The sequence below is a fragment of the Caulobacter sp. FV2ye17ST genome, from assembly GCF_058680955.1.
The window spans coordinates 1,688,235-1,709,488 of sequence record NZ_CM178727.1 but is presented as its reverse complement, the minus strand read 5'-3'; the positions used below and the strand labels follow the sequence as shown (position 1 = coordinate 1,709,488).

The window sequence follows — 21,254 nt, the reverse complement described above, 5'->3', positions numbered from 1 at the left end:
TCACGCCTCTTCCGCCCCGCCGAAGCGGGCCGTCCATTCGGCGATCATGTCTTCGTCGATCTTCTTGAACAGCACTTCGGGCGCGCGCACCGAAAGCCCAGTCGGCAGCTTGTTGAGCTCGACCACGGCGTCGTTCGACGGCCAGGCCGCCGGGACCTCCAGCGAGAAGGCCTTGGCGATCTCCCCGGCCGCGAACGGGATGAACGGGGCCGAGATCTTGGCGTACAGCGCCGCCAGGTTCAGGGCCGTGCGGACGATGACGGCCGCGCGGTCGCGATCGGTCTTGATCGCGGTCCACGGCGCGGCTTCCTGCAGATATTCGTTGCCGACCACCCACAGGGCGCGAAGCGCCTGGGCGCTCTTGCGCACCTCTATGGCGTCCATCTGTTCGGCGAGATCGGCCAGGCGGGCCGAGACGTCGGCGAACAGCTTCTCTTCCAGCGGACCGGGTTCACCGCCCTCCGGCACGACGCCGTCGAACTTGCCTTCGGTGAACTTCAGGATGCGGTTGATGAAGTTGCCCAGCACGTCGGCCAGGTCGCGGTTCACCGAGCTGGCGAACATCTCCCAGGTGAAGGCGGTATCCGAGCTCTCGGGCGCGTTCGACGTCAGGTACCAGCGCCAGAAGTCGGGCGGCAGGATCTCCAGCGCCGCGTCCATGAACACCCCGCGCTTGGAGCTGGTCGAGAACTTGCCGCCATACCAGTTCAGCCAATTGAAGGCCTTGAGCATGTCGACGCTCTTCCACGGCTCTCCCGAGCCCAGGATCGTCGCGGGGAAGCTGACCGTGTGGAAGGCGACGTTGTCCTTGCCCATGAACTCGACATAGCGAACGTCGTCGGCGCCGGCGTCGGTGCGCCACCAGCGTTGCCAGTCACGGCCTTCCTCGGCCTCGGCCCATTCCTGGGTGGCGGCGATATATTCGATCGGGGCGTCGAACCAGACGTAGAAGACCTTGCCTTCCATGCCCGGACGCGGCGCGCCGTCCTTGACCACCGGCACGCCCCAGGCGAGGTCGCGGGTGATGCCGCGGTCGATCAGGCCCTCGTCCAGGAACTTGTAGGCGATCGACCTGGCCAGGATCGGCCAGTCGCCATGGGTGTCGACCCAGGCCCTGATGCGGTCAGCCATTTTCGTTTGAAGGAGATAGAGGTGGCGGGTGTCGCGCACCTCCAGGTTCCGCGAGCCGGAGATCACCGAATAGGCGTTCTTCAGGTCGGTCGGGTCCAGCAGGTTGCCGCAGTTGTCGCACTGGTCGCCGCGCGCCTTGTCGAAGCCACAGTGCGGGCAGGTGCCCTCGATATAGCGGTCGGGCAGGAAGCGCTTGTCGTCGATGGAATAGACCATCTGGTCGACGCGTTCCTCGATCAGGCCATTGGCCTCAAGAACTTCGGCGAAGTGCTGGGTCAGCTTGCGGTTTTGCGGCGAGGATGAACGGCCAAACCAGTCCCACGACAGGCCGAAGGCGGCGGCGACATCACGCTGCAGGATATGCTGCTCGGCGCAGTAGGTCTCGACATCCTGGCCGGCGGCGGCGGCGGCCAGCTCGGCCGGGGTGCCGTGCTCGTCGGTGGCGCAGATATAGAGGGTCTCATTGCCCCGGGCCCGCTGGAACCGCGCATAGACGTCGGCCGGCAGCATCGATCCCGCCAGATTGCCCAGGTGCTTGATGCCGTTGATGTACGGCAGGGCGGAGGTGATCAGGATACGAGCCATGAGGCGCAAATCTTCCGGGGGAGTCAGGGATCAAGGAAACAGGCGTTCGCATATAGAAGGCTGGGCCGCGAAACAAAAGCGCCGGACCGTTGACCAAACATCGTTATGCGGTTTCCCTTCCCCTGGGTGAGCTGGACACGACGATCCGGCCCCATCGGGGGACAACGCCTATGAAGACCATCAACTGGCTGGGCCTCGTCGCGGCCCTGGTCGTCGGACAGATCATCGGCATCGTCTGGTACGGCACGGTGTTCAGCGACGCCTGGATGGCGGCGATGGAAATGACCGAGGCCGAGTTTGTCGGAACCGAGTGGCGAATGAGCCTGGGCTTCATCAACATGGTCGTCATCCTGATCGGCCTGGACTGGCTGATCGGCCGATTGGACGCCCGCAGCTGGATGGGCGGCGCCAGGGTGGCCCTGGCCGCCTGCGTGTTCTTCGCCCTGACCGTGGTCAGCCTCGACTACGTCTACGCGGCCGGCAACCTGCCGCTGCTGTGGATCGATGGCGGCTATCAGTTGCTGACCTATGTGATCGGCGGGGCGCTGCTGGGCGGGTTGAGGCTGAAGCCGAAGGCGATCTGACACGGCGCCGCAACCTCGCGCGGGAACCGCCGAGTTGATGGAAAGGGTCGCGGAGCGTCCGGACCACGTCCGGAGAAGATTGAAAAATACCGTTTCGACGAAGCCGTTCGCTCCGCGTCACCGTTATCCATCAGCGTCCCGTCAGGTGGCCCTGTTCAGGCCTTACCGGGAGCCGGTCTCTCGCGTTTCCGCGAGGAACCTGCGGTCGAGGCGTGCGAGCCAATCTAATGACTAATGAACACACCCGCTTGCCCTCATCCACGCCGACGGCGGGCGGGTCTGGCCAGCAACCAGATCCCCGGACGCGCTTCAGTATCCCCCTGAAGCCCAGCCCCGCTCGATCACCCCCCGCCGCCGCAATGGTCGCTGGCCTTGCGCCCTTTCCTCGCGACGAGGTGGGACAAGAATACGGGAGGTTTGAGCGCGTCGGATAAGTTTGCTGGACGCCCGCGCAAGTCCTCCCCCTAGCGGGGGAGGTGTCGGCGAAGCCGACGGAGGGGGAAGTCCCGCTGAATCAATGCGGTGTTCCCCCACCGGCCTCCGGCCGCCTCCCCCTTCAGGGGGAGGATTTAAGGCGTCTATCCCCGTGCCTGTCAGAGGACGGCGCGATCGCTATCCCCTTGGCCGGCCTAGACACCAAAGCCATTGCCCGCCAGCGGTCCGGACGCTAAGGAAGCCTCCGTCCGCTTCGCGCGGCGGTGGCCGGTTTAGCTCAGCTGGTAGAGCAGCGGTTTTGTAAACCGAAGGTCGCGGGTTCGATTCCTGCAACCGGCACCATTCCCCTAAGACGCCTTGGTCTCGGCGCCCAGGAACACCACCTTGGCGCCCTTTTGCACGGCCGCGCCCAGTTCGGCGGCGTCCCAGTTGGTCAGGCGCACGCAGCCGTGCGAAGCGCGTTTGTTGACCAGCCTGGGATCGGGCGTGCCGTGGATGCCGTAGGTGTCCTTGGTCAGGTCAATCCAGGTGGAGCCCACGGGGTTGTTGGGCCCAGGCTGGATGGTCAGCTTGCCCTTGGGCTTGCCGAAGGTCAGGCGCGACGGGTCGTAGGTGTAGGTCGGATTGGGTGCGAGCGTGTTCACCGCCCACTCGCCCACCGGCGCCGGACGCTCGGTGCTGCCGACGGTAGCGGGATAGACGGCCAGTTGCACGGACCGGTCGTCGAAGGCGCGAACCTGACCGCGGGCCTTGTCGATCTCGATGCGCGCCACCTTGCCGGCCAGCTTGTCGGGACCGACGGCCGTGACGACGATGGCTGTACCGGCCGCCGTGAAATCGACGCCGGGATTGAGGGCGCGCAGCAAGGCCTCGTCCATGTGGAAACGTTCGGCCAGGGCCTCGACCACATCGCCGAACGACAGGGCCGGCAGCCTGGCCATGGCTTCATAGTCGTCCTTGGGGATGTTGGGCTGGAAGGGACCGGTGACATCCTCGGCGGTGACGACGTAGTCGGTCATCACCGGTCCGCCATCGCTGGCGACCAGGGCCTCCCATGAAACCTTGTCCAGCTGGCCATTGACCGGCAGCCCACGGGCGGCCTGGAAGGCCTCCAGGGCCAGGGTGAGATTGGTTCCGGGCCGGCCGTCGATGACGCCGGGCGACAGATGGGCGCGGTCCAGCAGGACCTGGGCGCGGATCATGGCTGTCTTCATTCCCTCCGGATCGACCACGGCCGGATCAAGGACGGCCGCATCGATCGCCCGGGCCTGGGGCGAGGCGGAGGCCGTCACGGCAACGGGCGGCGCGGCAACCACGGGTACATTGGCCTGGGCCGCCGGCGTCGCCGCCGCCCGGGGTTCCGAGGCAGGGTCCGAGCACGCCGTCGTGGCGAAGATGCAGCCAAGCATAAGGGCGACGGAGCGCGGATCGAAGGGCATGGTGGAAACTCCAGACGGAACGACTGCCGGTCTGAAGCCTTCAGTCATGGCGAAGTTCCAAGACGCCTGGGGAGAAACGGTTGAAGCTGCTGCGCCCCCTGGCCTGGATCTTCGGCCTGCTCACCCTGGCGGTCGCCGCGTTTATCGTCTGGGTCGTCTGGCCTGGCGGTGATCCCGTTCCATCGCCGCTGGTGACCGATCAGCCGCGCCCGTGGGAGCAGCAGGCCGCGACGCAGTACATTCCCTCGGTCGATCCGCCCGCCTCCGCTCCCGACGCTCAGCCAGACGAGGACTGCGAGTCCCGCCAGGCCCCGGCCGGCGCGCGCAGCGCCAACACGGCGTCGCTGAGCAGCATGATCTGGTATCCGTTCGGCCGGCCGGAAGTTGGCTGGGAGATCTATGCGCCCCGCATAGCCGCCGAGATCCGCACGCGCTGCGCGCCCTCCACTCCGGGTTTCGCGGCGGCCCTGGCGATCTGGCAACGCACCCACGGGCTGCAACCGTCCGGCATCCTGAACGGGAACACCTTCCAGCCGATGCTGAGCGGCTGGCATCTGGCGCGGCCATTCGTTCGGATCAACGCCCAGGGGATCTGTCCCGGCGCGCCGCCGCTATCGGCCCTGGAAACAGCGCGCTCCGAGGAAAGCTATGGCGGCAAGACGATCCAGCTGCGTCCCGGGGCGCTGGACGCCTATCGCCAGATGGTCAGTCAGGCCAGGGCGGCCGGCGTGGTCCGTCGTCCCGAGATCCTGACCATCTTCTCCGGCTTCAGGGATCCGGCCGCCGACGCCGAGCGCTGCGCGCGCGACAATAACTGCCAGGGCCTGGTGCGGACCATCTGTTCGGCCCATCGCACCGGCCTGGCCATGGACATCTACATCGCCGCCGCGCCCGGCTTTGGTCCCGACAGCTCGGCCGACGACAATCGCCGGGCCATGGCCCGCTCGGAGGTGTTCCAGTGGATGATCGTCAATGCCGGTCGCTTCGGCTTCGTCAACTATCCCTACGAGCCCTGGCACTGGGAGTGGACCGGCGAGCCCCTGCTGCCGGGCGTGCCGATCAAGAGCCTGCCGCAGGCGGGGTCGACGCCGGTGGATCCCGCCCCCGTGCCGGCGCCGTTGCGTCTGCCGCGCTAGAGCATTTTCCGATAAGTGTGAAACGGTTATCGGATCGAAAAATGCTCTAAACTTTTGATTTAGAGCCCTTTTCGCCCGACCCTGATGAAGCAATCAGGTCGGAAAGGGCTCTAGGGAACCAGTCTGGCTGTCGAGCGCTTATTGTGCAGGTTCGAGACCTATCCCCTCCCCTCGATCCCATCCCCTTGTACCGCGCTCGCGTGCGCGGCCACTTCTCTCCAGCCCCCTGCGCCCCGCGCATCGGGCTGGAGCTTTTCTTCCCCCTCACCTTGAAGCCTCTCTCTTCCAAGGCAGCGCCCATGCTATGCGCGTGGCCGTATTCCTTGAGAGCCTCGCCGTGAACGCCCCTCGCCTGCCCCTGATCTTCATCGACGCCGACGCCTGCCCGGTGAAGGACGAGGTCTACAAGGTCGCCGCGCGCTACGGGCTGAAGACCTATGTGGTCTCCAACAGCTGGATCCGCGTGCCCCTGACCCCGGCCGTCGAGCAGGTGGTCGTCGACGCCGGCCCCGACATCGCTGACGACTGGATCGCCGAACGGGCCCAGCCGGGCGACGTGGCCGTGACCAACGACATTCCCCTCGCCGACCGGGTGCTGAAGGCCGGCGCCGCCGCCGTGGCGCCCAATGGCCGGATCTTCACGCCCGACATGATCGGCTCGGCCCTGGCCTCGCGGTCGATCGGCGAGCACCTGCGCTCGATGGGCGAGATCACCGGCGGCCCCAAGGCCTTTGGTCCCAACGACCGCAGCAAGTTCCTGCAGGCCCTCGACACCGTGGTGGTCAAGGCCACGCGAGGGCGGCGATGATCGAGATCACCCCCTGGCTGCGGATCGACGACGACGAGATCATCGAGAAGGCGACCCGCGCCTCGGGTCCCGGCGGCCAGCACGTCAACAAGACCTCGACCGCCATCGAGCTGCGCTTTGATGTGCGAGGCTCCCCCACCCTGCCGGAAGACGTGAAGGCGCGGCTGGAGACCCTGGGCGGCAGCCGCATGACCCTGGACGGCGTGCTGGTGCTGTTCGCCCAGGGCAGCCGCTCGCAGGAGATGAACCGTCAGGAAGCGCGCGACCGGCTGGTCGAGCTGATCCGGCGCGCGACAGAAAAACCCAAGCCCCGTCGGCCCACCAAGCCGACCTATTCCAGCAAGCTCAAACGGCTGGAGACAAAGGGCAAGCGCGCGGGGATCAAGAGCCTGCGGGGCAAGCCCAAAGGCGACGACTAGAGAGCGACGACTAGGCCGTCAGCGCCTCGGCGCGCTGGTTGAAACCCAGAACGTCCTGTTTCCACTCGGGCTCTTCGATCAGTCCGCCCAGGATCTTCTTCAGATAGCCCGTCATCACGACCTGCTCCTCGGCGGTCAGCTCGCTGCAGACCTCCTCGTTGAGCGGACGGATGTCGGCGCGGATGCGGGTGAGCAGAGCGTCGCCGGCGGCGGTCAGGCTGACCACCACGATGCGGCGGTCGGTCGGCGAGGTCTTGCGCTCGACAAGGCCGTCGCGGATCAGGCCGTCGATCGAGCGTGTCAGGGTGGTGCGGTCGCTGGCCGACAGCTTGGCCAGGCGGGTCATCGAGCACTCGCCGAAGCGCCGCAGGGCGACCATGGCGATCCATTTCGGGAAGGACAGGCCATGCCGCGCGATGCAGTCGGAGGCCAGCGCGCGGCGATGCTGCTCGGTCTGATAGAGCAGATAGCTGAGATAGCTTGGCAGCGGCACGGCGTACTCTTCCCCGATGTCCTGAACCCGCATTGCGTCCCCCCGGGCGAGCGTGGGCGCCTTCATGTCATGAGGTCCGGGCCGGCGCAACAGAGGTCAGACCAGCACGACGTTGAATAGAGCGTGATCAAGCAGGTCGCCTCTCCGGAGCGCGATCCGCAACCAAAAGAAACCCCGCGAGACGGCTCGCGGGGTCAAGGCAGGGTGGGGTATTTCACGGAGGCTGCGAGGATCCCCGAGAGGATCAGGCGTCGGCGGACGCCCGGTTGCGGGCCCGGCCGCGGCTGAGCCAGTCATCGGGATAGGTCTCGCGCACGGTGATCGACTTGAACTGGCTGACGGGGATGCGCGCCGCGTCCCCGGGGTTGAGATCGCGCGACACCGAATGACCGGCGAATTCTTCAATGATGGTGATCACCTGGCTGCTGCCGGCGGTGTTTTCGATCAGGACCATGTTCATGGGAATCTACTCAAGGCAGGCGATGAGGATTTGGAGACGGGCGGATGGCTCTCAGCCGAGACGTTGCTGAATCCGTTTTTCCGGAACGCCCTGGCGGGTCCAGGTCTCGATCTCGCCGGCCGACTGGAAGCGACGGAAGGCGCCCTGGGCATGCTGGTCGCAATAGGAGCCGCGCTTGGGCTTCTCGCGGCCGCAAAAGCCGAAATCGTTCTGATCGGGATTGCCGATCGGCCAGCGGCAGGAATGGATCTCGAGGCCGAGGATGCCGGAGGTCGGCTCCAGCTCGACAATGGTCGGCGCGACCCGGATGACGGCGCTACGGGTCGGCGCGGGGGTGTTGGTCGGACGGGTCCTGACCTGAATGCGGCTGGACGAGCGAACCGACGAGTTGCGCGGACGAACCGGCGCTTCGCGGGCGGTGATGCCCAGGCGGTGAACCTTGCCGATCACGGCGCTGCGGCTGACGCCGCCCAGCTGCCGGGCCACCTGGCTGGCGCTCATGCCTTCCAGCCAGAGTTTCTTCAGAACCGCGGTCCGCTCTTCGTTCCAGTCCATCTTGTTTTTCCCAACCCAAGCCGGGGCAGCCCCCCGCCTCTTTTGGGTAGGATCATGGTTAACGACCGTCAAATATTTATGTGCAGACCCACGGTTCGCGAATTCACCTTTTGTGAGGAGAATCATGAGCGTACCGATAATTGTCGCAGGGGCCGTTCTGGAACCGTGGCGGAAGCTTGACGGCATAACAGCGTTATACGAGAAATTGTGGCTCAGAACCTTCGCTGTAATTGAATGTGGCGCGGCGTCGCATACTTTGCGTCTTAGTGTCGCTCGGGGATTTTCATGCGCGTTTTTCACTCCGCCGCTTTCGTGGCGCTCTGCGTAATTCTGGCCGCCTGCTCGAAGGGTGAAGAGGCGGCGGAAAGCACCCCCGCAGCCGTTCCCGCCGTCGCCGCCGGCCCCAGCGACGCCGAAAAGGCCGCGCTGCTGGCCAGCCTCCCCGCCCCTTACAGCACCGGCGACCTGGCCAACGGCCAGCGCAAGTTCGCGCTCTGCCGCTCCTGCCACACGATCACCGAGGGCGGCCCGGCCCTGACTGGCCCCAACCTGTATGGCGTGTTCGGTCGCCAGGCCGGCGCGGTCGCCGACTATGCCTACTCTCCGGCGGTGAAGGCGGCCGGCTTTGTCTGGGACGGCGAGCATCTGGACAAGTGGCTGGCCGATCCGCGCGGCTTCATGCCCGGCACCAAGATGTCGTTCGCGGGTCTGAAGGACCCCAAGGATCGCATCGACCTGATCGCCTATCTGAAGGTCGAGACGGGTTACAAGCCGGCGCCGTGATGACCGAGGCCGAGGCGCTGCTCACCCGGCTCTTCGAAGCCTATAATCGCCGCGACTTCCCGGCCTTCGCCGCAGGCTTGCGAGAGGACGTCAACTGGCCCGACCAGACCCGGGGCGGTCGTCTGGTGGGCCATGAAGCGCTGCGCGCCTATTGGGCGGCCAACGACGAATCCATAAGGGTTGAGGTGACGCCAATAGCCTTCACGGTAGAGGACGACGGTCGGGTGCGGGTCGATCTGAACCAGGTTGTGCGCAGCGTGACGGGCAGCCTCTGGTCCGATCTTGAGGTGCGGCAGTATTACACGCTTCGCGACGGTCAGGTTTCGCGCATGGATATCGGACATCCCGACGAACCCGGCGCAGCGCCATGACACCCTTGGAAGCCCGTAAACCCAAGCCCCATCGCGCGTTCGACAGCGGCAGGAGTGCGCTCTGATCACCCCGATGGACGGCGAAGACGACAGGCATGAAGCGGACGCCGCGGTGGAAGCCCTGCTGACGGCGCTCTACGACGCGATCGATCGTCAGGACCTTGAGGCGGTCGTGGCGCTGTTTGGACCCGACGCCCGCATTCCCGACAGTCTGGAAAGCGTCACCGTGGTGGGGCGCGATCAGATCCGGGCCTATTATCAGCGCCAGTTCGCGACGATCCAGGTTGGAACATCGCTGCTCTCAACCCGTCGCCTGCCCGATGGCAGGTTCGAGGCCGACCTGCATGTCCAGCTGCGCGGCGCGGCGGGCGGGTCATGGGGTGAACGTCGGGTCAAGGCGACCTACCGCATAGACGACGGCAAGATCAGCGAAATGGTTGTCGATGAGGCCGTCGGAATCTGAAATGCGGCGCGAACGGTCCCTGCTGACAAAGGCCTATGAAGCCTACAACGCCCGAGACCCCGTGGCGCTCGGCGCCTTGCTGCATGAAGACGCCGAGTGGCCCGACAGCCTGGAAGGCGGGTTCCTGAAGGGCCGCGCGGCCGTCGTCGACTACTTCGCCCGGCAGTTCGACCTGATGCAGCTGGACGCCCGTCAGGTGACCGTGCGCGAAGAGCCGCCGGCCCGGATCGTGCTCGACATCCAGTACGCGGTCAGAAGCCGTGAAGGCCAGCTGTGGTCCGACACCCGCGCCGTGCTGGCCTATGACTTCGCCGACGGCCTGATCCGGCGCATGACGATCCTGGAAGGGCTCTAGAGCATTTTCCGACGAAGTGGACGCCGGTTCGTCGTCAGAAAATGCTCTAGGCCAGCAGATCCGCGCAGGCGTCGAGCACCGCCTCCGCGTCCAGGCGATATTTCCCGTAGAGATCAGGCAGGTCGCCGGACTGGCCGAAGGTTTCCAGTCCCAACGCCCGCACGCGCTGGCCGCGCACCGAACCCAGCCATGACAGCGCCAGGGGCGAGCCATCGGTCAGCGTCACCAGACCCGCGTCGCGGTCCAGCGTGGACAGCAGGGTCTCGATGGTCGAGGCCCGAGGAGCGTTCCCGGCCCCCTCCCCCGTCCAGCGCGCGCGTCCGCCGCGCGTCCAGTCGCGGTGCAGGACATCGGCCGAGGTGACGGCCAGCAGGCCGGCTTCGGGCATGTCTTCGGCCAGGGCCTCGAACGCCGCCAGGGCCTCGGGCGCAAGGGCGCCGCTGAAGACCAGGGCCAGCTTCGCGCCGGGCGCTGGCGGCCTCAGCCAGTAGGCGCCGTCGATCGTTCCCTGCCGCCAGGCGTCATCGGCCCGCTCGGGCTGGGCGATCACCCGGGTCGACAGCCGCAGATAGGTCGAAGCGCCGTCTGGAGCCTGGATACGGTCAAAGGCATGCGCCATCAGCACCGCCGTCTCGTCGGCGAACGCCGGCTCGTAGGTGTCGAGGCCCGGCTGGGCCATGCCGATGACCGGCCCGTTGATCGACTGGTGCGCGCCGCCTTCGGGCGCCAGCGTCAGGCCGCTGGGCGTGGCGACCAGCAGGAAGCGGGCGTCCTGGTAACAGGCATAGTTCAGCGCATCGAGGCCGCGAGCGATGAACGGATCGTACAGCGTGCCCACCGGAAACAGGCGCTCGCCAAACAGCGGCGCGGTCAGGCCCAGGGCGGCCAGGACGATGAACAGGTTGTTCTCGGCGATGCCCAGCTCGACATGCTGGCCGGTCTCGACCATCGACCAGACCTGGGCCGAGGGGATGCGCCGGCGCTTGAAGACGTCCTCGTGCGCGCGGCGGTGGAAGACGCCGCGCCGGTTGACGAAACCTCCGAGGTTGGTCGAGACGGTGACGTCGGGCGACGTGGTCACCACCCGGCCGGAGAACTCGTCGGTGCGGCGGGAAATCTCGAACATCACCTTGCCGAACGCGGCCTGGGTCGACTGCTCGCCGCCGCCCGCGATGGCTTCGAGCAAGTCGTCGGCGCTGGGCGTCGCCACGGTCGGGGCCAGATGCTGGCGCTGGACATCGGCGGCGAAGGGCGCGCGGGCGATCAGACCCTTCAGGGCCGTGCGCTCGGCGCTGGACAGGCCCGACAGCGGGTCCCATTCCTCGCCCTCGAGCACGCCCAGCCTCTGGCGCAGCTCGGCGATCTGGGTCGGGGTCATCAGGCCGGCGTGGTTATCCTTGTGGCCCTGGAACGGCAGGCGCAGACCCTTGACGGTATAGGCGATGAAGAAGCGCGGGGCGTCGTCGTGACTGGCCCGCTCGAACGCCTCCAGCAGGGTCTCCAGGCAGTGGCCGCCCAGCTCGGTCATCAGCTCGCCCAGGTCGACATCCTTGTAGGACGCGATCAGGGCCAGGGTGTCGGTATCGTCGGACAGGTCGGCGTTCAGCCGCTCGCGCCAGGCCGCGCCACCCTGATAGGTCAGGGCCGAATAGAGGTCATTGGGCGCGGTCTCGATCCAGGTGCGCAGCGCCTCGCCGCCGGGCCTGGCGAAGGCCTCGCGCTGGCGCTTGGACCATTTCAGGGTCTCGACCGTCCAGCCGGCGGCCTCGAAGATCTCGCCATAGCGGGTGAACATCCGGTCCTGGGTGGTCGCGTCCAGGCTCTGGCGATTGTAGTCGACGATCCACCAGGTGTTGCGGACGTCGTGCTTGCAGGCCTCGATCAGGGCCTCATAGATGTTGCCCTCGTCCAGCTCGGCGTCGCCCAGCAGCGAGATCATCCGGCCCATGGCCTCGGGCTTCACCGCTCCGCGCGCGGCCAGATAGTCCTGGGCCAGCGAGGCGAAGGCGGTCATGGCCACGCCCAGTCCCACCGAGCCGGTGGAGAAGTCGACGTCGTCCACATCCTTGGTGCGCGAGGGATAGGACTGCGCGCCGCCCAGCGAACGGAAGCGCTTGAGGTTGTCCAGGCTCTGGCGGCCGAACAGATGCTGGATGGCGTGGAACACCGGGCTGGCGTGCGGCTTGACCGCCACCCGGTCCTGCGGCCGCAGCGCCTTCATGTAGAGCGCCGTCATCAGGGTGGTCATCGAGGCGCAGGACGCCTGGTGTCCGCCGACTTTCAGGCCGTCGCGGCTCTCACGCAGGTGGTTGGCGTTGTGGATCGTCCACGAGGCCAGCCAGAGAATGCGTTCCTCGATACGGCGAAGGAGCGCAATCTCCTGCCGCTTCGCGGTCATTGAGCCGTCAGGCATGCTTCCTCACCCGTTTATGCCGGTGAGGATTGCCCCTCACCGCTTTGTTCCCGGGCTTCATAGTCCTCGATCTGCCGCGCCGTCCACTCCGGAGACTTCGTGTAGCGGGCCAGCAGGTTGTAGAACACCGGCACGACGAACAGGGTCAGCAAGGTGGCGAAGATCGCGCCCATGAAGATCACGGCCCCGATGGTCTGACGGCTGCCGGCCCCGGCCCCGGTCCACAGCACCAAAGGCAGAGCGCCCATGGCGGTGGCGATCGAGGTCATGATGATCGGCCGCAGACGCAGGGCGGCGGCTTCGATCACCGCCTCCTTCACCTTCAGGCCCTCGTCGCGCAGCTGGTTGGCGAACTCGACGATCAGGATGCCGTTCTTGGCGGCGATGCCGACCAGGATGATCAGCCCGATCTGGCTGTAGGTGTTGATGGTCGAGCCGGTCATCAGCAGGCCAAAAAGGCCGCCCAGCACCGCCAGCGGCACGGTCATCATGATGACCGCCGGGTGGATCCAGCTCTCGAACTGCGCGGCCAGCACCAGGAAGACCAGCAGCAGGGCCAGGCCGAACGCAACGCCCACCGCGCCCGATGCTTCCAGATAGTCCTTGGCCTGGCCGCCCCACTTGATGCTCACGCCGGGGGTCGGCCGCGAGGCCGCCTGGTCCTGCAGGAACTTCACGGCGTCCTCGACGGTGTAGCCGGGGGCCAGTTGCGCGGTGAAAGTCACCGAGCGCAGGCGGTCAACGCGCGGACGGTCAGGCGTGTCGCCGCGCAGCTGGGTGGTCACCACCGTGGACAGCGGCACCAGGGTTCCCGACTGGGTGCGAACCTGCAGCTGGTCCAGGTCGGCGACGCTGCGGCGTTGCTCCAGAGTGGACTGCAGGATGACGTCGTATTCCTGGCCGTTCTTGATGTAGGTCGTGGCGCGCCGCGACCCGAACATGGTCTCAAGCGCCCGGCCGATGGACTGGGCCGAGATACCCAGGCTGGCGGCCTTGTCGCGGTCGATCTGCACCGACAGGCGTGGCGAGGTCGGCTCGTAGTCGATGCGCGGACGCGACAGGCCCGGATTGTCCTGGGCGGCCTCAAGCATGGGCTTGAGCCAGTTGGCCAGTTCCACATAGTCGTTGCCGACAGCGATCAGGTCGACGTTCGTCCCGCCGCCGCCGCCGCCGCCACGCTGGAAAGCGCCGCGCACGCTGGCCACGGCGCGTACGCCGGTGATCTTGCTCAGACTCTTGTTCAGCTCGGCGGCGATCTCGTCGGCGGTCTGGTCGCGCTCGCCCCAGTCCTTCAGGACCAGCACGCCGTTGCCGGTGTTGAACTGCGCCTGGCCGAAACGCGGCACCGAGATGATCGTCCGATCGGCGACGCCGTCGGCGCGATACTTTTCAAGCTGTCGCTCAACCTCGTTGGCAGCCTTGACGGTGTAGTCGAAGCCCGCGCCCTCGGGGCCGTTGATCGAGATGTCGACGCGACCGCGATCCTCCGCCGGGACCATTTCCTTCGGCAACATCAAGAAGAGACCGCCAGCCGCCGCGGCCAGCACGACCACCACTGCGCCCGTCGCCCATCCAGCCGCGCGCGCGGCCAACAGACCTTCCAGGGAGTGTCGATAGCTGTCCTTCAGCTTGTCCATCGCCCAGTCGACCTTGCGGGCCACCCAGCCTCCCGTGCCCGCCGGGCGCAGCAGCTTGGACGCCAGCATCGGCGACAGGGTGAAGGCCAGCAGCGCCGAAAACGCCACAGCCGCAGCGATGGCGACCGCCAGCTCGACGAAAAGACGGCCAGTATAGCCGGGCAGGAACATCAGCGGCGCGAACACCGAGATCAGGACGATCGTGGTGGCCACAACGGCGAAGAACACCTGACGCGTCCCGCGCAGGGCCGCAACGGGAGCCGGTTCGCCCTCGTCGACCCGGCGCTGGATGTTCTCAACCACGACGATGGCGTCATCGACCACGAGGCCGACGGCCAGCACCAGAGCCAGCAGGGTCAGCAGGTTCAGCGAGAAACCCATCGGCGCCAGGACGATGAAGGTCGACAGGATGCAGATCGGCGCGATGATCGACGGGATCAGCGCGGCGCGCCAGCTGCCAAGGAACAGCAGGTTGACCAGCGCCACCAGCCCGACGGAGATACCCATGGTGATCCACACCTCGTGGATCGCCTCGGCGGTGAAGACCGAGTTGTCGACGGCCTTGATCAGCGTGGTGCCGGCCGGCAACGTCTTGTTGATCTCCGCGATCTCGGCATCGACCACCTTGGAGATGGCGATGTCATTGGCTTGCGACTGTCGGGTCAGGAAGATGCCGACCTGGTTGACCGTGTTGCCCCGGAAGATCCTGCGCCGTTCGTTGGAGCCCTCTTCCACCCTCGCCACATCGCCCAGCCGGATCACGAAACCACTGGCGTTGGCGGCCCGAAGCGGGAGCTTTGCGAAGTCCTCAGGCTTGGAATAGCTGCGGCTCACCCGAATGGTGAAGTCCTTGCTGTCGCTCTCCAGCGAGCCCGCCGGCAGCTCGACATTCTGGCTGTTGAGGGCGTTCTCCACGTCGTCGACGGTCACGCCGCGGGCGGCCATGGCGTCGGGATTGAGCCAGATGCGCATGGCGTAGAGCTGACCGCTCAACCCTGCCTGCGCCACGCCGGGCACCGTCGACATCCGCTCGACCAGGAAACGGTCGGCGTAGTCGGCAAGTTCCAGAGGCGACAGGCTCGTCGACGTCAGGTTCATGATGATGATCGGCGCGCTGTCGGCCGTGGCCTTGGCGATCTGCGGCGGATCAGCCTGATCCGGAAGATTGGCCGCCACCCGGCTGACCGCGTCGCGCACGTCGTTGGCGGCGTCGTCGAGGTCGCGGTCCAGGGTGAAGGTGATGCTGATCTGCGAACGGCCGTCGCGCGACGAGGAATTGACCCGGTCGATGCCCTGGATGCCCGAGACCTGGCGCTCGATCACCTGGGTGATGCGCTCCTCGATCACTTCGGCCGAAGCGCCGCGATAGGCGGTCGAGACCGACACCACCGGCGGATCGACATTGGGCAGTTCGCGGATCGGCAGACCCGTGAAAGCGGCCAGACCGATGACGCAGAGGATGATCGCCGCGACGGCGGCGAAGACCGGGCGGCGGACGGAAAGATCCGAGATCATCAGTTCGCCTTGCGACCAGCGTCGCCGGCGGCGGCGCCGGGCTTCTTGCCGGCCTGACCGCCACCGATCGCCGCGCCGTCCTGGATGCGGTTGAGGCCGTCGGCCACGATCTTGTCGCCAGGCTTCACACCCGAGGTGATTTCAACAAAGCCGCCATAGGCCAGCCCCGTCTCGACATTGGTGCGACGGGCCACCTGGCCCTTGGGCCCCTTGGCGATCACGAAGACCGAAGCCTGGGCGCCTTCGAACTGAACCGCGGCCTCGGGCACGGCGGGCGCGGTGCGCACGCCCTGATCGATGGACACCTTGACCAGCATGCCCGGTTTCAGGCGGCCGCCCGGATTGGGAAACTCGGCGCGGGCCTTGAGGGCCCGGGTGGTGGGATCGATACGCGTATCGATCTGGGCGATGCGTCCCTGGAACGTCTCACCCGGCAAGGCGTCGGGCCGCGCCGAGATCGGCAGGCCTTCGCGCAGGGTGGCGAGGTAGCGGTCGGGCACCGAGAAATCGACACGGATCACCGAAACATCGTCAAGGCTGACAATGGCCGTGCCCGGGCTGATCAGGGTGCCGGGCGCAACATCGGAAATGCCCACGCGACCGGAGAACGGCGCGCGGATCACGCGATCCAGCTTCTGGGCCTGGGCCGAGGCGACGCCGGCGCGGGCGGTCTCGACGGCGGCCAGATATTGTTCGGCGGTGGCGCGCGGCGCGACGCCGCGATCGGCCAGGGTCTTCCAGCGCTGATAGTCGCGCTCGGCCTGGGCGAGGCGCACCCGGGCCTCGGCGATGTCGGCGTCCTCGCTGGCGGACTTCAGATCGACCAGCACCTGACCGCGCGACACGGCCTGGCCATCGACGAAGTGCACGGCCGTGATCATTTCGGCGGTGTTGGAGGTGATCGTCACCGACTGCAGGCCCTTGGCCACGCCCAGCACCTCGATGCGATCGGTAAAGGCCTTGGTCGAGACCACGGTCTGGGAGACGCTGGTGGCCCGCCCGCCGCCGCCGGGACCGCCCTGCCCCGGAGCCTTTTGACCGAACGCCAGCTTCATACCCCCGACAACGAGCATGAGGACCACAGCAGCCAACGCCGCCAGAAGGAAGAAATGCCTGCGGATCAAGGAAGAGACTCCGATCGCCGAAAGGACTCGGCGGAGGGGACAAGGTGCGGGGACATATGCCGCCACCCTAAACCCACGTCCAGTAACAGCAGGATGACGGACCATTTCAGTCCTGCAACACTCAAAATCCGCGCCAGATCCCCAGCACCACGCCGCGATCGCGTGCAATCTCGCGACCCGCGAGGGTTTGCCGCCAACCGGCCTGCACGCTCCAGGCGCCAAAGCCGCGAACGACCGACAGTTCAGCCTTTATCCAGCTGGATTTCCGAGGCTTGGCGTCCGCCTCGCCGGCATAGGTCTGGGCCATCACAAGCCAGTTGCGCGCGGGCCGAAAGCCCAGGGTCGCATCCATCCGGGTCTCGTCGGCGAGGCCCGATCGCCGCAGACGGGCAAGTTGCAGATCTGAAAAAATTTCGCCCCGCCGGGTCGTCACCGATCGTCCCAGAAGCAGTCGCGCCTCCAGATCGAGCTCGCCCTGCCCCGGCGCCGCATAGCCGGCGTTGCGGCCGACGCCCGCCTCGGCCGCGCCAAGATAGATCGCCGCGACCGTCCGGGGCCGCCTCAGCACCGCATAGCGCAGCCCCAGCTCGACAGGGCCGCGACCTTCGTAGCTGACGAACGGATCCCGCCCTCTGGTCAGCCCGGCCCTGGCCTGCAGGGTCAGGCGATCGGTGACGCCATGCTCGACGAAGACCGAGGCCGTCTCGTCCTCACGTAGGCCCAGGTCGCGCACGGCGCCGTCGGCGTCGAACACCTGATCGGCCGATTGCCGCTCGACCTTGGCGATGACCTGGGTCTGGCCCTTCGCCATCGGCCAAGCCCCGGCCGCGGCCTCGCTGCAGGTCAGGCAAAGAAAAGCCGCCGTGATCGCCAGGATCGCGGCGGCTGACTTTTGTCGATAGCGGATTGTCAGTCGGCGTAGCCGGGCGACTCCCGATCCAGCTTGCGCAGGCAGCCCGGCCAGGCCAGGCCCGCGATCATGCCGAGCCCGCCGCCCGTCTGGCTGCGCACCTCGGCCTGAGCGTGCTCCGGCGCCATCAGGACGTTGTCGCGTCCGGCCGAGAGGGCCATCACCTGCTGACTGCATGCCCGCTCCAGGAAGAACATCCCCATCCAGCACTCGGCCGCGGTCGAACCCGCCGACAAGGTGCCGTGGTTCCGAAGCATCATCAGCTTCTTGTCGCCGAGATCGGCCACCAGCCGTTCCCGCTCGTCAAGATTGAGCGCAATACCTTCATAATCGTGATAGGCGAGTTGAGGCAAGACGATAAGCGCCTGTTGCGCCAGGGGCAGCAGACCTTCCTTGTGCGTCGAGACCGCGACGCCCTGGTCGGTGTGCAGGTGCATGACGTAGTGGGCGTCTTCCCGCGCCGCGTGGACGGCCGAGTGGATGGTGAAGCCCGCCGGATTGATGAAGTACGGCGTCTTGTCGATGACGTTGCCGTCCAGATCCACCTTGACCAGCGCCGAGGCGGTCATCTCGCCGAAGAACAGGCCGTAGGGGTTGATCAGGAAGTGATGCTCCGGCCCCGGAATGCGAGCCGAGATGTGGGTGAAGATCATGTCGTCCCAGCCGTGCAGCGCGACCAGGCGATACAGGGCGGCCAGATCGACGCGCGCCTGCCACTCGGCGTCGCTGACCTTGCCCCTGAGGGACGTGCTGATGGACGTGGCTCCGTCGGCCATGGGAGGCCTCCCTAGGTTATCATTGTTGAGTTGAAGGTCGCGCCGGGGGCGTCCAGCGTCAAGTACGCGTCTTCACGGAAGCCAGGACTTGCCAGCCGTCTCCGCACGCCCGACGGTCAGCAGGAGGACGGTCTGCGGGGAATCGTCGGGCGGGAGACCTTCAAGCATGCTGACCCTTCTGGGCGTGGCGGTGATCGTCGTGGGCTTCGCCCTGCGCTTCAATCCGCTGCTGGTGGTCGTCGCCGCGGCCCTGACCGCCGGGATGGCCGCGGGTCTCGGCCCGCTGGAGGTGCTGGCCGCCTTCGGCAAGGCGTTCAACACCAACCGCTATGTCACCATCGCCTGGCTGGTTCTGCCGGCCATCGGCGTGCTGGAGCGGTCTGGCCTGCAGGAGCGGGCCCGCATGACGATCCAGGGCCTGAAGGGGGCGAGCGCGGGCAAGCTCCTGCTGACCTATCTGGCCCTGCGCCAGATCACGGCCGCCCTGGGTCTGACCCACGTGGCCGGCCATGCCCAGACCGTCCGCCCCCTGGTCGCGCCGATGGCGGAAGCCGCCGCCGAAAATGCTGGTCCCGTCGACGAGCCGTCTCGCGAGCGCATCAAGGCCATGAGCGCCGCCACCGACAATGTCGGACTGTTCTTTGGCGAGGACATCTTCATGGCCATCGGCTCGATCCTGCTGATCGTCGGCTTCCTGGATCAGAGCGGCATCACGGTCGAGCCGCTGCACCTGTCGGTCTGGGCCATTCCGACCGCCATCGCCGCCTTCCTTGTGCATGGCGCGCGGCTGTTGCTGTTTGACCGCAAGTTGGTTGCGACCAGGACGGGAGCCGACGCATGATCGGCCTGCCGCTGGTCTATCTGATCGCTGGCGCCATGTTCGCCGCCTTCGCCCTGCTGAGCGCCGGCGACAGGACCAACGCCCGGCGTTGGGGCAACGCCGCGTTCTGGGCCCTGGTCTCGGTCAGCTTCCTGCTGGGCGATCATCTGGGCGACCTGGGCAACGGCTTCCTGGTGCTGGGCCTGGCCCTGCTGGCGGGAACCGGCCAGCTGGGCGTCGGCGCACCAAAGACCACGACGCCGGAAGAACGCCAGATCCTGGCCGAAAAGCTGGGCGCCCGGCTCTTCCTGCCGGCGCTCGTCATCCCGCTGATCACGCTGATCGGCACGTTCGCCTTCAAGGCCTTGACCCTGAACGGCGCGCCGCTGGTCGAGGCCAAGCATGCGACCCTGATCTCTCTGGCCCTGGCCGCCATCGTCGCGGCGATCCTGGCCCAGGCGCTGTTCAGGCAGCCGCCCTCCTCGCCCCTGCAGGAAGGTCGTCGCCTGATGGACCTGGTCGGCTGGGCGGCGCTGCTGCCGCAGATGCTGGCGGCGCTCGGCGCCGTCTTCGCCCTGGCCGGGGTGGGCAAGACCATCGGCGACCTGGCCGTGGCCTGGACGCCGGTCGACAGTCGCTTCGCCGTGGTTGCCGCCTACTGCCTGGGCATGGCCGGCTTCACCATCCTGATGGGCAACGCCTTCGCGGCGTTCCCGGTCATGACCGCGGGCATCGCCCTGCCCCTGGTGATCGGCCGGTTCGGCGGCGATCCGGCCGTGGTCTGCGCCATCGGCATGCTGTCGGGCTTCTGCGGCACCCTGCTGACCCCGCTGGCCGCCAACTTCAACCTTGTGCCGGCGGCCCTGTTGCAATTGAAGGACCGCTACGGCGTGATCCGCGCCCAGGCGCCGACCGCCGTCCTCATGCTGGTCATCAACATGGTCCTGATGAATGTCCTCGCCTTCAGGGTCTAGCGCCCCCAGCCCTGCCCCTCCGAGTCTGGCCCGCCCAAGCCTGGCGCAATCCACGGCGTCACGCTTCGCCAAGATCGCCCTGGGCCACATCGCGCGCGAATATCCCAACAAGCTGGACCATGTGCTGGCCGGCGACGCCGACGCCCGCACGCCCCGCGACCTGCACCCGATCTTCTTTGGAAGCTTCGACTGGCACTCCTGCGTCCACGGCTACTGGCTCCTGGCCACCCTGCTGCGGGCCCGCCCCGAGATGGCCGAGGCTGAAACGATCATCGCCCTGTTCGACGACGCCTTTACCGAGGAGAAGGTCGCCGCCGAGATCGCCTATCTGGCCCGTCCCGAAAGCCGGGGCTTCGAGCGGCCCTATGGCTGGGCCTGGAGCCTGATGCTGCAGGCCGAACTGATGCGGCACGGAGATCGTCCCTGGGCCGCGCGCCACGCGCCGCTGGCCAGGGTCTTCGTCGAGCGCTTCGAGGCCTTCCTGCCGCTGGCCGACTATCCGGTGCGCGCGGGCGTTCACACCAACACCGCCTTTGCCCTGGTCCTGGCGTCGGAATATGCCGACATGACCGGCAACGCCGTCTTCCGCCAGCTCCTGACCACCAAGGCGATGATCTGGTACGGCCAGGACGCCGCCTGTCAGGCCTGGGAGCCCTCGGGCGACGACTTCCTCTCGCCGGCCCTGATCGAGGCCGAGGCCATGCGCCGGCTGCTGCCGCGCGAGACCTTCGAGATCTGGTTCGTGCGTTTCCTGCCCGATCTGGCCCGCAAACAGCCCGTGACCCTGTTCACGCCCGCCCGCGTCAGCGACCGCACCGACGGCAAGATCGCCCATCTGGATGGCCTGAACCTGTCACGCGCCTGGTGCTGGCGAACCCTGGCCGGCGCCCTGCCCGAACTCGACCCCGCCAAGCCCCTGGTCATCAACGCCGCCATGTCGCACCTGACCGCGGCCGTGCCGCATGTGGCCGGCGACTATATGGGCGAGCACTGGCTGGCGACGTTCGCGATGCTGGCCCTGACCAACGGCTGAACGCCCCCGCCGGAACCCCGCATCCGGTAGAGTCC

The 21,254-nt window shown here is 67.0% G+C and carries 21 protein-coding genes, 1 tRNA gene and 1 pseudogene; 13 read left to right on the top strand and 10 right to left on the bottom strand.

Annotated features, from left to right (window positions below; genetic code table 11):
* Entirely contained in the window at nucleotides 1-1,716 is a 1,716-nt protein-coding gene (metG, locus tag ACW17V_RS08335) for a methionine--tRNA ligase (protein ID WP_492108372.1), read from the bottom strand.
* Between the two features lie 170 nt (nucleotides 1,717-1,886).
* On the opposite strand from metG, the gene ACW17V_RS08330 reads away from it, so the two are divergent.
* The 3 genes and pseudogenes from ACW17V_RS08330 to ACW17V_RS08320 all read left to right on the top strand — a co-directional run bounded on the left by ACW17V_RS08330 (nucleotide 1,887) and on the right by ACW17V_RS08320 (nucleotide 3,077).
* Nucleotides 1,887-2,300 carry a DUF1761 domain-containing protein gene (locus ACW17V_RS08330; RefSeq protein WP_492108371.1) on the top strand — a complete coding sequence of 138 codons (414 nt, stop codon included), beginning with the start codon at nucleotides 1,887-1,889 and terminating at the stop codon, nucleotides 2,298-2,300.
* 85 nt (nucleotides 2,301-2,385) lie between these two features.
* Nucleotides 2,386-2,528, top strand: a pseudogene (locus ACW17V_RS08325) (hypothetical protein); the annotation flags it as partial.
* A gap of 473 nt (nucleotides 2,529-3,001) precedes the next feature.
* Nucleotides 3,002-3,077 (top strand) — tRNA-Thr (locus tag ACW17V_RS08320).
* A gap of 5 nt (nucleotides 3,078-3,082) precedes the next feature.
* On the opposite strand, the gene ACW17V_RS08315 is transcribed toward ACW17V_RS08320, so the two are convergent.
* Nucleotides 3,083-4,174 (bottom strand): L,D-transpeptidase family protein, encoded by a 1,092-nt coding sequence (locus tag ACW17V_RS08315; protein ID WP_492108370.1) that lies wholly within the window; start codon nucleotides 4,172-4,174, stop codon nucleotides 3,083-3,085.
* Nucleotides 4,175-4,254: 80 nt separating this feature from the next.
* On the opposite strand from ACW17V_RS08315, the gene ACW17V_RS08310 reads away from it, so the two are divergent.
* From ACW17V_RS08310 to arfB, 3 genes are all read left to right on the top strand, one after another.
* Entirely contained in the window at nucleotides 4,255-5,310 is a 1,056-nt protein-coding gene (locus ACW17V_RS08310; protein ID WP_492108369.1) for a D-alanyl-D-alanine carboxypeptidase family protein, read from the top strand.
* A 352-nt stretch (nucleotides 5,311-5,662) separates the two neighbouring features.
* Nucleotides 5,663-6,118: a YaiI/YqxD family protein gene (locus tag ACW17V_RS08305; protein ID WP_492108759.1), complete on the top strand. Its 456-nt coding sequence runs from the start codon at nucleotides 5,663-5,665 to the stop codon at nucleotides 6,116-6,118.
* Nucleotides 6,115-6,537: an alternative ribosome rescue aminoacyl-tRNA hydrolase ArfB gene (gene arfB, locus ACW17V_RS08300; RefSeq protein WP_492108368.1), complete on the top strand. Its 423-nt coding sequence runs from the start codon at nucleotides 6,115-6,117 to the stop codon at nucleotides 6,535-6,537. The genes ACW17V_RS08305 and arfB overlap by 4 nt, the downstream gene beginning before the upstream one ends.
* A gap of 10 nt (nucleotides 6,538-6,547) precedes the next feature.
* Here the strand turns inward: arfB and ACW17V_RS08295 are convergent, their stop codons facing one another.
* From ACW17V_RS08295 to ACW17V_RS08285, 3 genes are all read right to left on the bottom strand, one after another.
* Nucleotides 6,548-7,063: a MarR family winged helix-turn-helix transcriptional regulator gene (locus tag ACW17V_RS08295; protein ID WP_492108367.1), complete on the bottom strand. Its 516-nt coding sequence runs from the start codon at nucleotides 7,061-7,063 to the stop codon at nucleotides 6,548-6,550.
* Between the two features lie 211 nt (nucleotides 7,064-7,274).
* Nucleotides 7,275-7,490: a hypothetical protein gene (locus tag ACW17V_RS08290; protein WP_492108366.1), complete on the bottom strand. Its 216-nt coding sequence runs from the start codon at nucleotides 7,488-7,490 to the stop codon at nucleotides 7,275-7,277.
* 51 nt (nucleotides 7,491-7,541) lie between these two features.
* Entirely contained in the window at nucleotides 7,542-8,045 is a 504-nt protein-coding gene (locus tag ACW17V_RS08285) for a GcrA family cell cycle regulator (protein WP_492108365.1), read from the bottom strand.
* A 285-nt stretch (nucleotides 8,046-8,330) separates the two neighbouring features.
* Here ACW17V_RS08285 and ACW17V_RS08280 point away from each other — a divergent pair, with 285 nt between their 5' ends.
* The 4 genes from ACW17V_RS08280 to ACW17V_RS08265 all read left to right on the top strand — a co-directional run bounded on the left by ACW17V_RS08280 (nucleotide 8,331) and on the right by ACW17V_RS08265 (nucleotide 10,017).
* On the top strand, nucleotides 8,331-8,828 hold the full coding sequence (locus ACW17V_RS08280) for a c-type cytochrome (protein ID WP_492108364.1): 498 nt from the start codon (nucleotides 8,331-8,333) through the stop codon (nucleotides 8,826-8,828).
* Nucleotides 8,828-9,199 (top strand): nuclear transport factor 2 family protein, encoded by a 372-nt coding sequence (locus tag ACW17V_RS08275; RefSeq protein ID WP_492108363.1) that lies wholly within the window; start codon nucleotides 8,828-8,830, stop codon nucleotides 9,197-9,199. The genes ACW17V_RS08280 and ACW17V_RS08275 overlap by 1 nt, the downstream gene beginning before the upstream one ends.
* A gap of 73 nt (nucleotides 9,200-9,272) precedes the next feature.
* Nucleotides 9,273-9,662 carry a nuclear transport factor 2 family protein gene (locus tag ACW17V_RS08270; RefSeq protein WP_492108362.1) on the top strand — a complete coding sequence of 130 codons (390 nt, stop codon included), beginning with the start codon at nucleotides 9,273-9,275 and terminating at the stop codon, nucleotides 9,660-9,662.
* A 1-nt stretch (nucleotide 9,663) separates the two neighbouring features.
* Nucleotides 9,664-10,017 carry a nuclear transport factor 2 family protein gene (locus ACW17V_RS08265; RefSeq protein ID WP_492108361.1) on the top strand — a complete coding sequence of 118 codons (354 nt, stop codon included), beginning with the start codon at nucleotides 9,664-9,666 and terminating at the stop codon, nucleotides 10,015-10,017.
* Nucleotides 10,018-10,063: 46 nt separating this feature from the next.
* Here ACW17V_RS08265 and ACW17V_RS08260 read toward each other — a convergent pair whose 3' ends face one another.
* The 5 genes from ACW17V_RS08260 to ACW17V_RS08240 form a co-directional block, all read right to left on the bottom strand.
* Nucleotides 10,064-12,430, bottom strand: coding sequence for a thiamine pyrophosphate-binding protein (locus ACW17V_RS08260; protein WP_492108360.1), 2,367 nt, complete (start codon nucleotides 12,428-12,430; stop codon nucleotides 10,064-10,066).
* A gap of 14 nt (nucleotides 12,431-12,444) precedes the next feature.
* A complete protein-coding gene (locus tag ACW17V_RS08255) occupies nucleotides 12,445-15,582 on the bottom strand; it encodes an efflux RND transporter permease subunit (protein WP_492108359.1) in 3,138 nt (1,045 codons plus the stop codon).
* Complete coding sequence (locus ACW17V_RS08250; RefSeq protein ID WP_492108358.1) at nucleotides 15,582-16,706, bottom strand: efflux RND transporter periplasmic adaptor subunit; 1,125 nt, start codon at nucleotides 16,704-16,706, stop codon at nucleotides 15,582-15,584. Before ACW17V_RS08250 ends, ACW17V_RS08255 begins: the two co-directional genes overlap by 1 nt.
* A gap of 121 nt (nucleotides 16,707-16,827) precedes the next feature.
* Nucleotides 16,828-17,517, bottom strand: a complete 690-nt coding sequence (locus ACW17V_RS08245; RefSeq protein WP_492108357.1) for a hypothetical protein — start codon at nucleotides 17,515-17,517, stop codon at nucleotides 16,828-16,830.
* 98 nt (nucleotides 17,518-17,615) lie between these two features.
* Complete coding sequence (locus tag ACW17V_RS08240; RefSeq protein WP_492108356.1) at nucleotides 17,616-18,392, bottom strand: class II aldolase/adducin family protein; 777 nt, start codon at nucleotides 18,390-18,392, stop codon at nucleotides 17,616-17,618.
* Between the two features lie 166 nt (nucleotides 18,393-18,558).
* Between ACW17V_RS08240 and ACW17V_RS08235 the strand changes: the two genes are divergently transcribed.
* Genes ACW17V_RS08235 through ACW17V_RS08225 form a run of 3 tightly spaced genes read left to right on the top strand, consistent with a single transcriptional unit; the run spans nucleotide 18,559 to nucleotide 21,219 of the window.
* Nucleotides 18,559-19,233, top strand: coding sequence for a DUF969 domain-containing protein (locus ACW17V_RS08235; protein WP_492108355.1), 675 nt, complete (start codon nucleotides 18,559-18,561; stop codon nucleotides 19,231-19,233).
* Complete coding sequence (locus tag ACW17V_RS08230) at nucleotides 19,230-20,186, top strand: DUF979 domain-containing protein (protein ID WP_492108354.1); 957 nt, start codon at nucleotides 19,230-19,232, stop codon at nucleotides 20,184-20,186. Before ACW17V_RS08235 ends, ACW17V_RS08230 begins: the two co-directional genes overlap by 4 nt.
* A complete protein-coding gene (locus ACW17V_RS08225) occupies nucleotides 20,164-21,219 on the top strand; it encodes a DUF2891 domain-containing protein (RefSeq protein ID WP_492108353.1) in 1,056 nt (351 codons plus the stop codon). The genes ACW17V_RS08230 and ACW17V_RS08225 overlap by 23 nt, the downstream gene beginning before the upstream one ends.
* The last annotated feature ends 35 nt before the right edge of the window (nucleotides 21,220-21,254 follow it).

Coding starts and splice junctions, on each gene's coding strand:
- metG (WP_492108372.1), bottom strand. CDS start 1,716: ATGGCTCGTATCCTGATCACCTCCGCCCTGCCGTACATCAACGGCATC.
- ACW17V_RS08330 (WP_492108371.1), top strand. CDS start 1,887: ATGAAGACCATCAACTGGCTGGGCCTCGTCGCGGCCCTGGTCGTCGGA.
- ACW17V_RS08315 (WP_492108370.1), bottom strand. CDS start 4,174: ATGCCCTTCGATCCGCGCTCCGTCGCCCTTATGCTTGGCTGCATCTTC.
- arfB (WP_492108368.1), top strand. CDS start 6,115: ATGATCGAGATCACCCCCTGGCTGCGGATCGACGACGACGAGATCATC.
- ACW17V_RS08295 (WP_492108367.1), bottom strand. CDS start 7,063: ATGCGGGTTCAGGACATCGGGGAAGAGTACGCCGTGCCGCTGCCAAGC.
- ACW17V_RS08290 (WP_492108366.1), bottom strand. CDS start 7,490: ATGAACATGGTCCTGATCGAAAACACCGCCGGCAGCAGCCAGGTGATC.
- ACW17V_RS08285 (WP_492108365.1), bottom strand. CDS start 8,045: ATGGACTGGAACGAAGAGCGGACCGCGGTTCTGAAGAAACTCTGGCTG.
- ACW17V_RS08280 (WP_492108364.1), top strand. CDS start 8,331: ATGCGCGTTTTTCACTCCGCCGCTTTCGTGGCGCTCTGCGTAATTCTG.
- ACW17V_RS08275 (WP_492108363.1), top strand. CDS start 8,828: ATGACCGAGGCCGAGGCGCTGCTCACCCGGCTCTTCGAAGCCTATAAT.
- ACW17V_RS08270 (WP_492108362.1), top strand. CDS start 9,273: ATGGACGGCGAAGACGACAGGCATGAAGCGGACGCCGCGGTGGAAGCC.
- ACW17V_RS08265 (WP_492108361.1), top strand. CDS start 9,664: ATGCGGCGCGAACGGTCCCTGCTGACAAAGGCCTATGAAGCCTACAAC.
- ACW17V_RS08260 (WP_492108360.1), bottom strand. CDS start 12,430: ATGCCTGACGGCTCAATGACCGCGAAGCGGCAGGAGATTGCGCTCCTT.
- ACW17V_RS08255 (WP_492108359.1), bottom strand. CDS start 15,582: ATGATCTCGGATCTTTCCGTCCGCCGCCCGGTCTTCGCCGCCGTCGCG.
- ACW17V_RS08245 (WP_492108357.1), bottom strand. CDS start 17,517: ATGGCGAAGGGCCAGACCCAGGTCATCGCCAAGGTCGAGCGGCAATCG.
- ACW17V_RS08240 (WP_492108356.1), bottom strand. CDS start 18,392: ATGGCCGACGGAGCCACGTCCATCAGCACGTCCCTCAGGGGCAAGGTC.
- ACW17V_RS08235 (WP_492108355.1), top strand. CDS start 18,559: ATGCTGACCCTTCTGGGCGTGGCGGTGATCGTCGTGGGCTTCGCCCTG.
- ACW17V_RS08230 (WP_492108354.1), top strand. CDS start 19,230: ATGATCGGCCTGCCGCTGGTCTATCTGATCGCTGGCGCCATGTTCGCC.
- ACW17V_RS08225 (WP_492108353.1), top strand. CDS start 20,164: ATGTCCTCGCCTTCAGGGTCTAGCGCCCCCAGCCCTGCCCCTCCGAGT.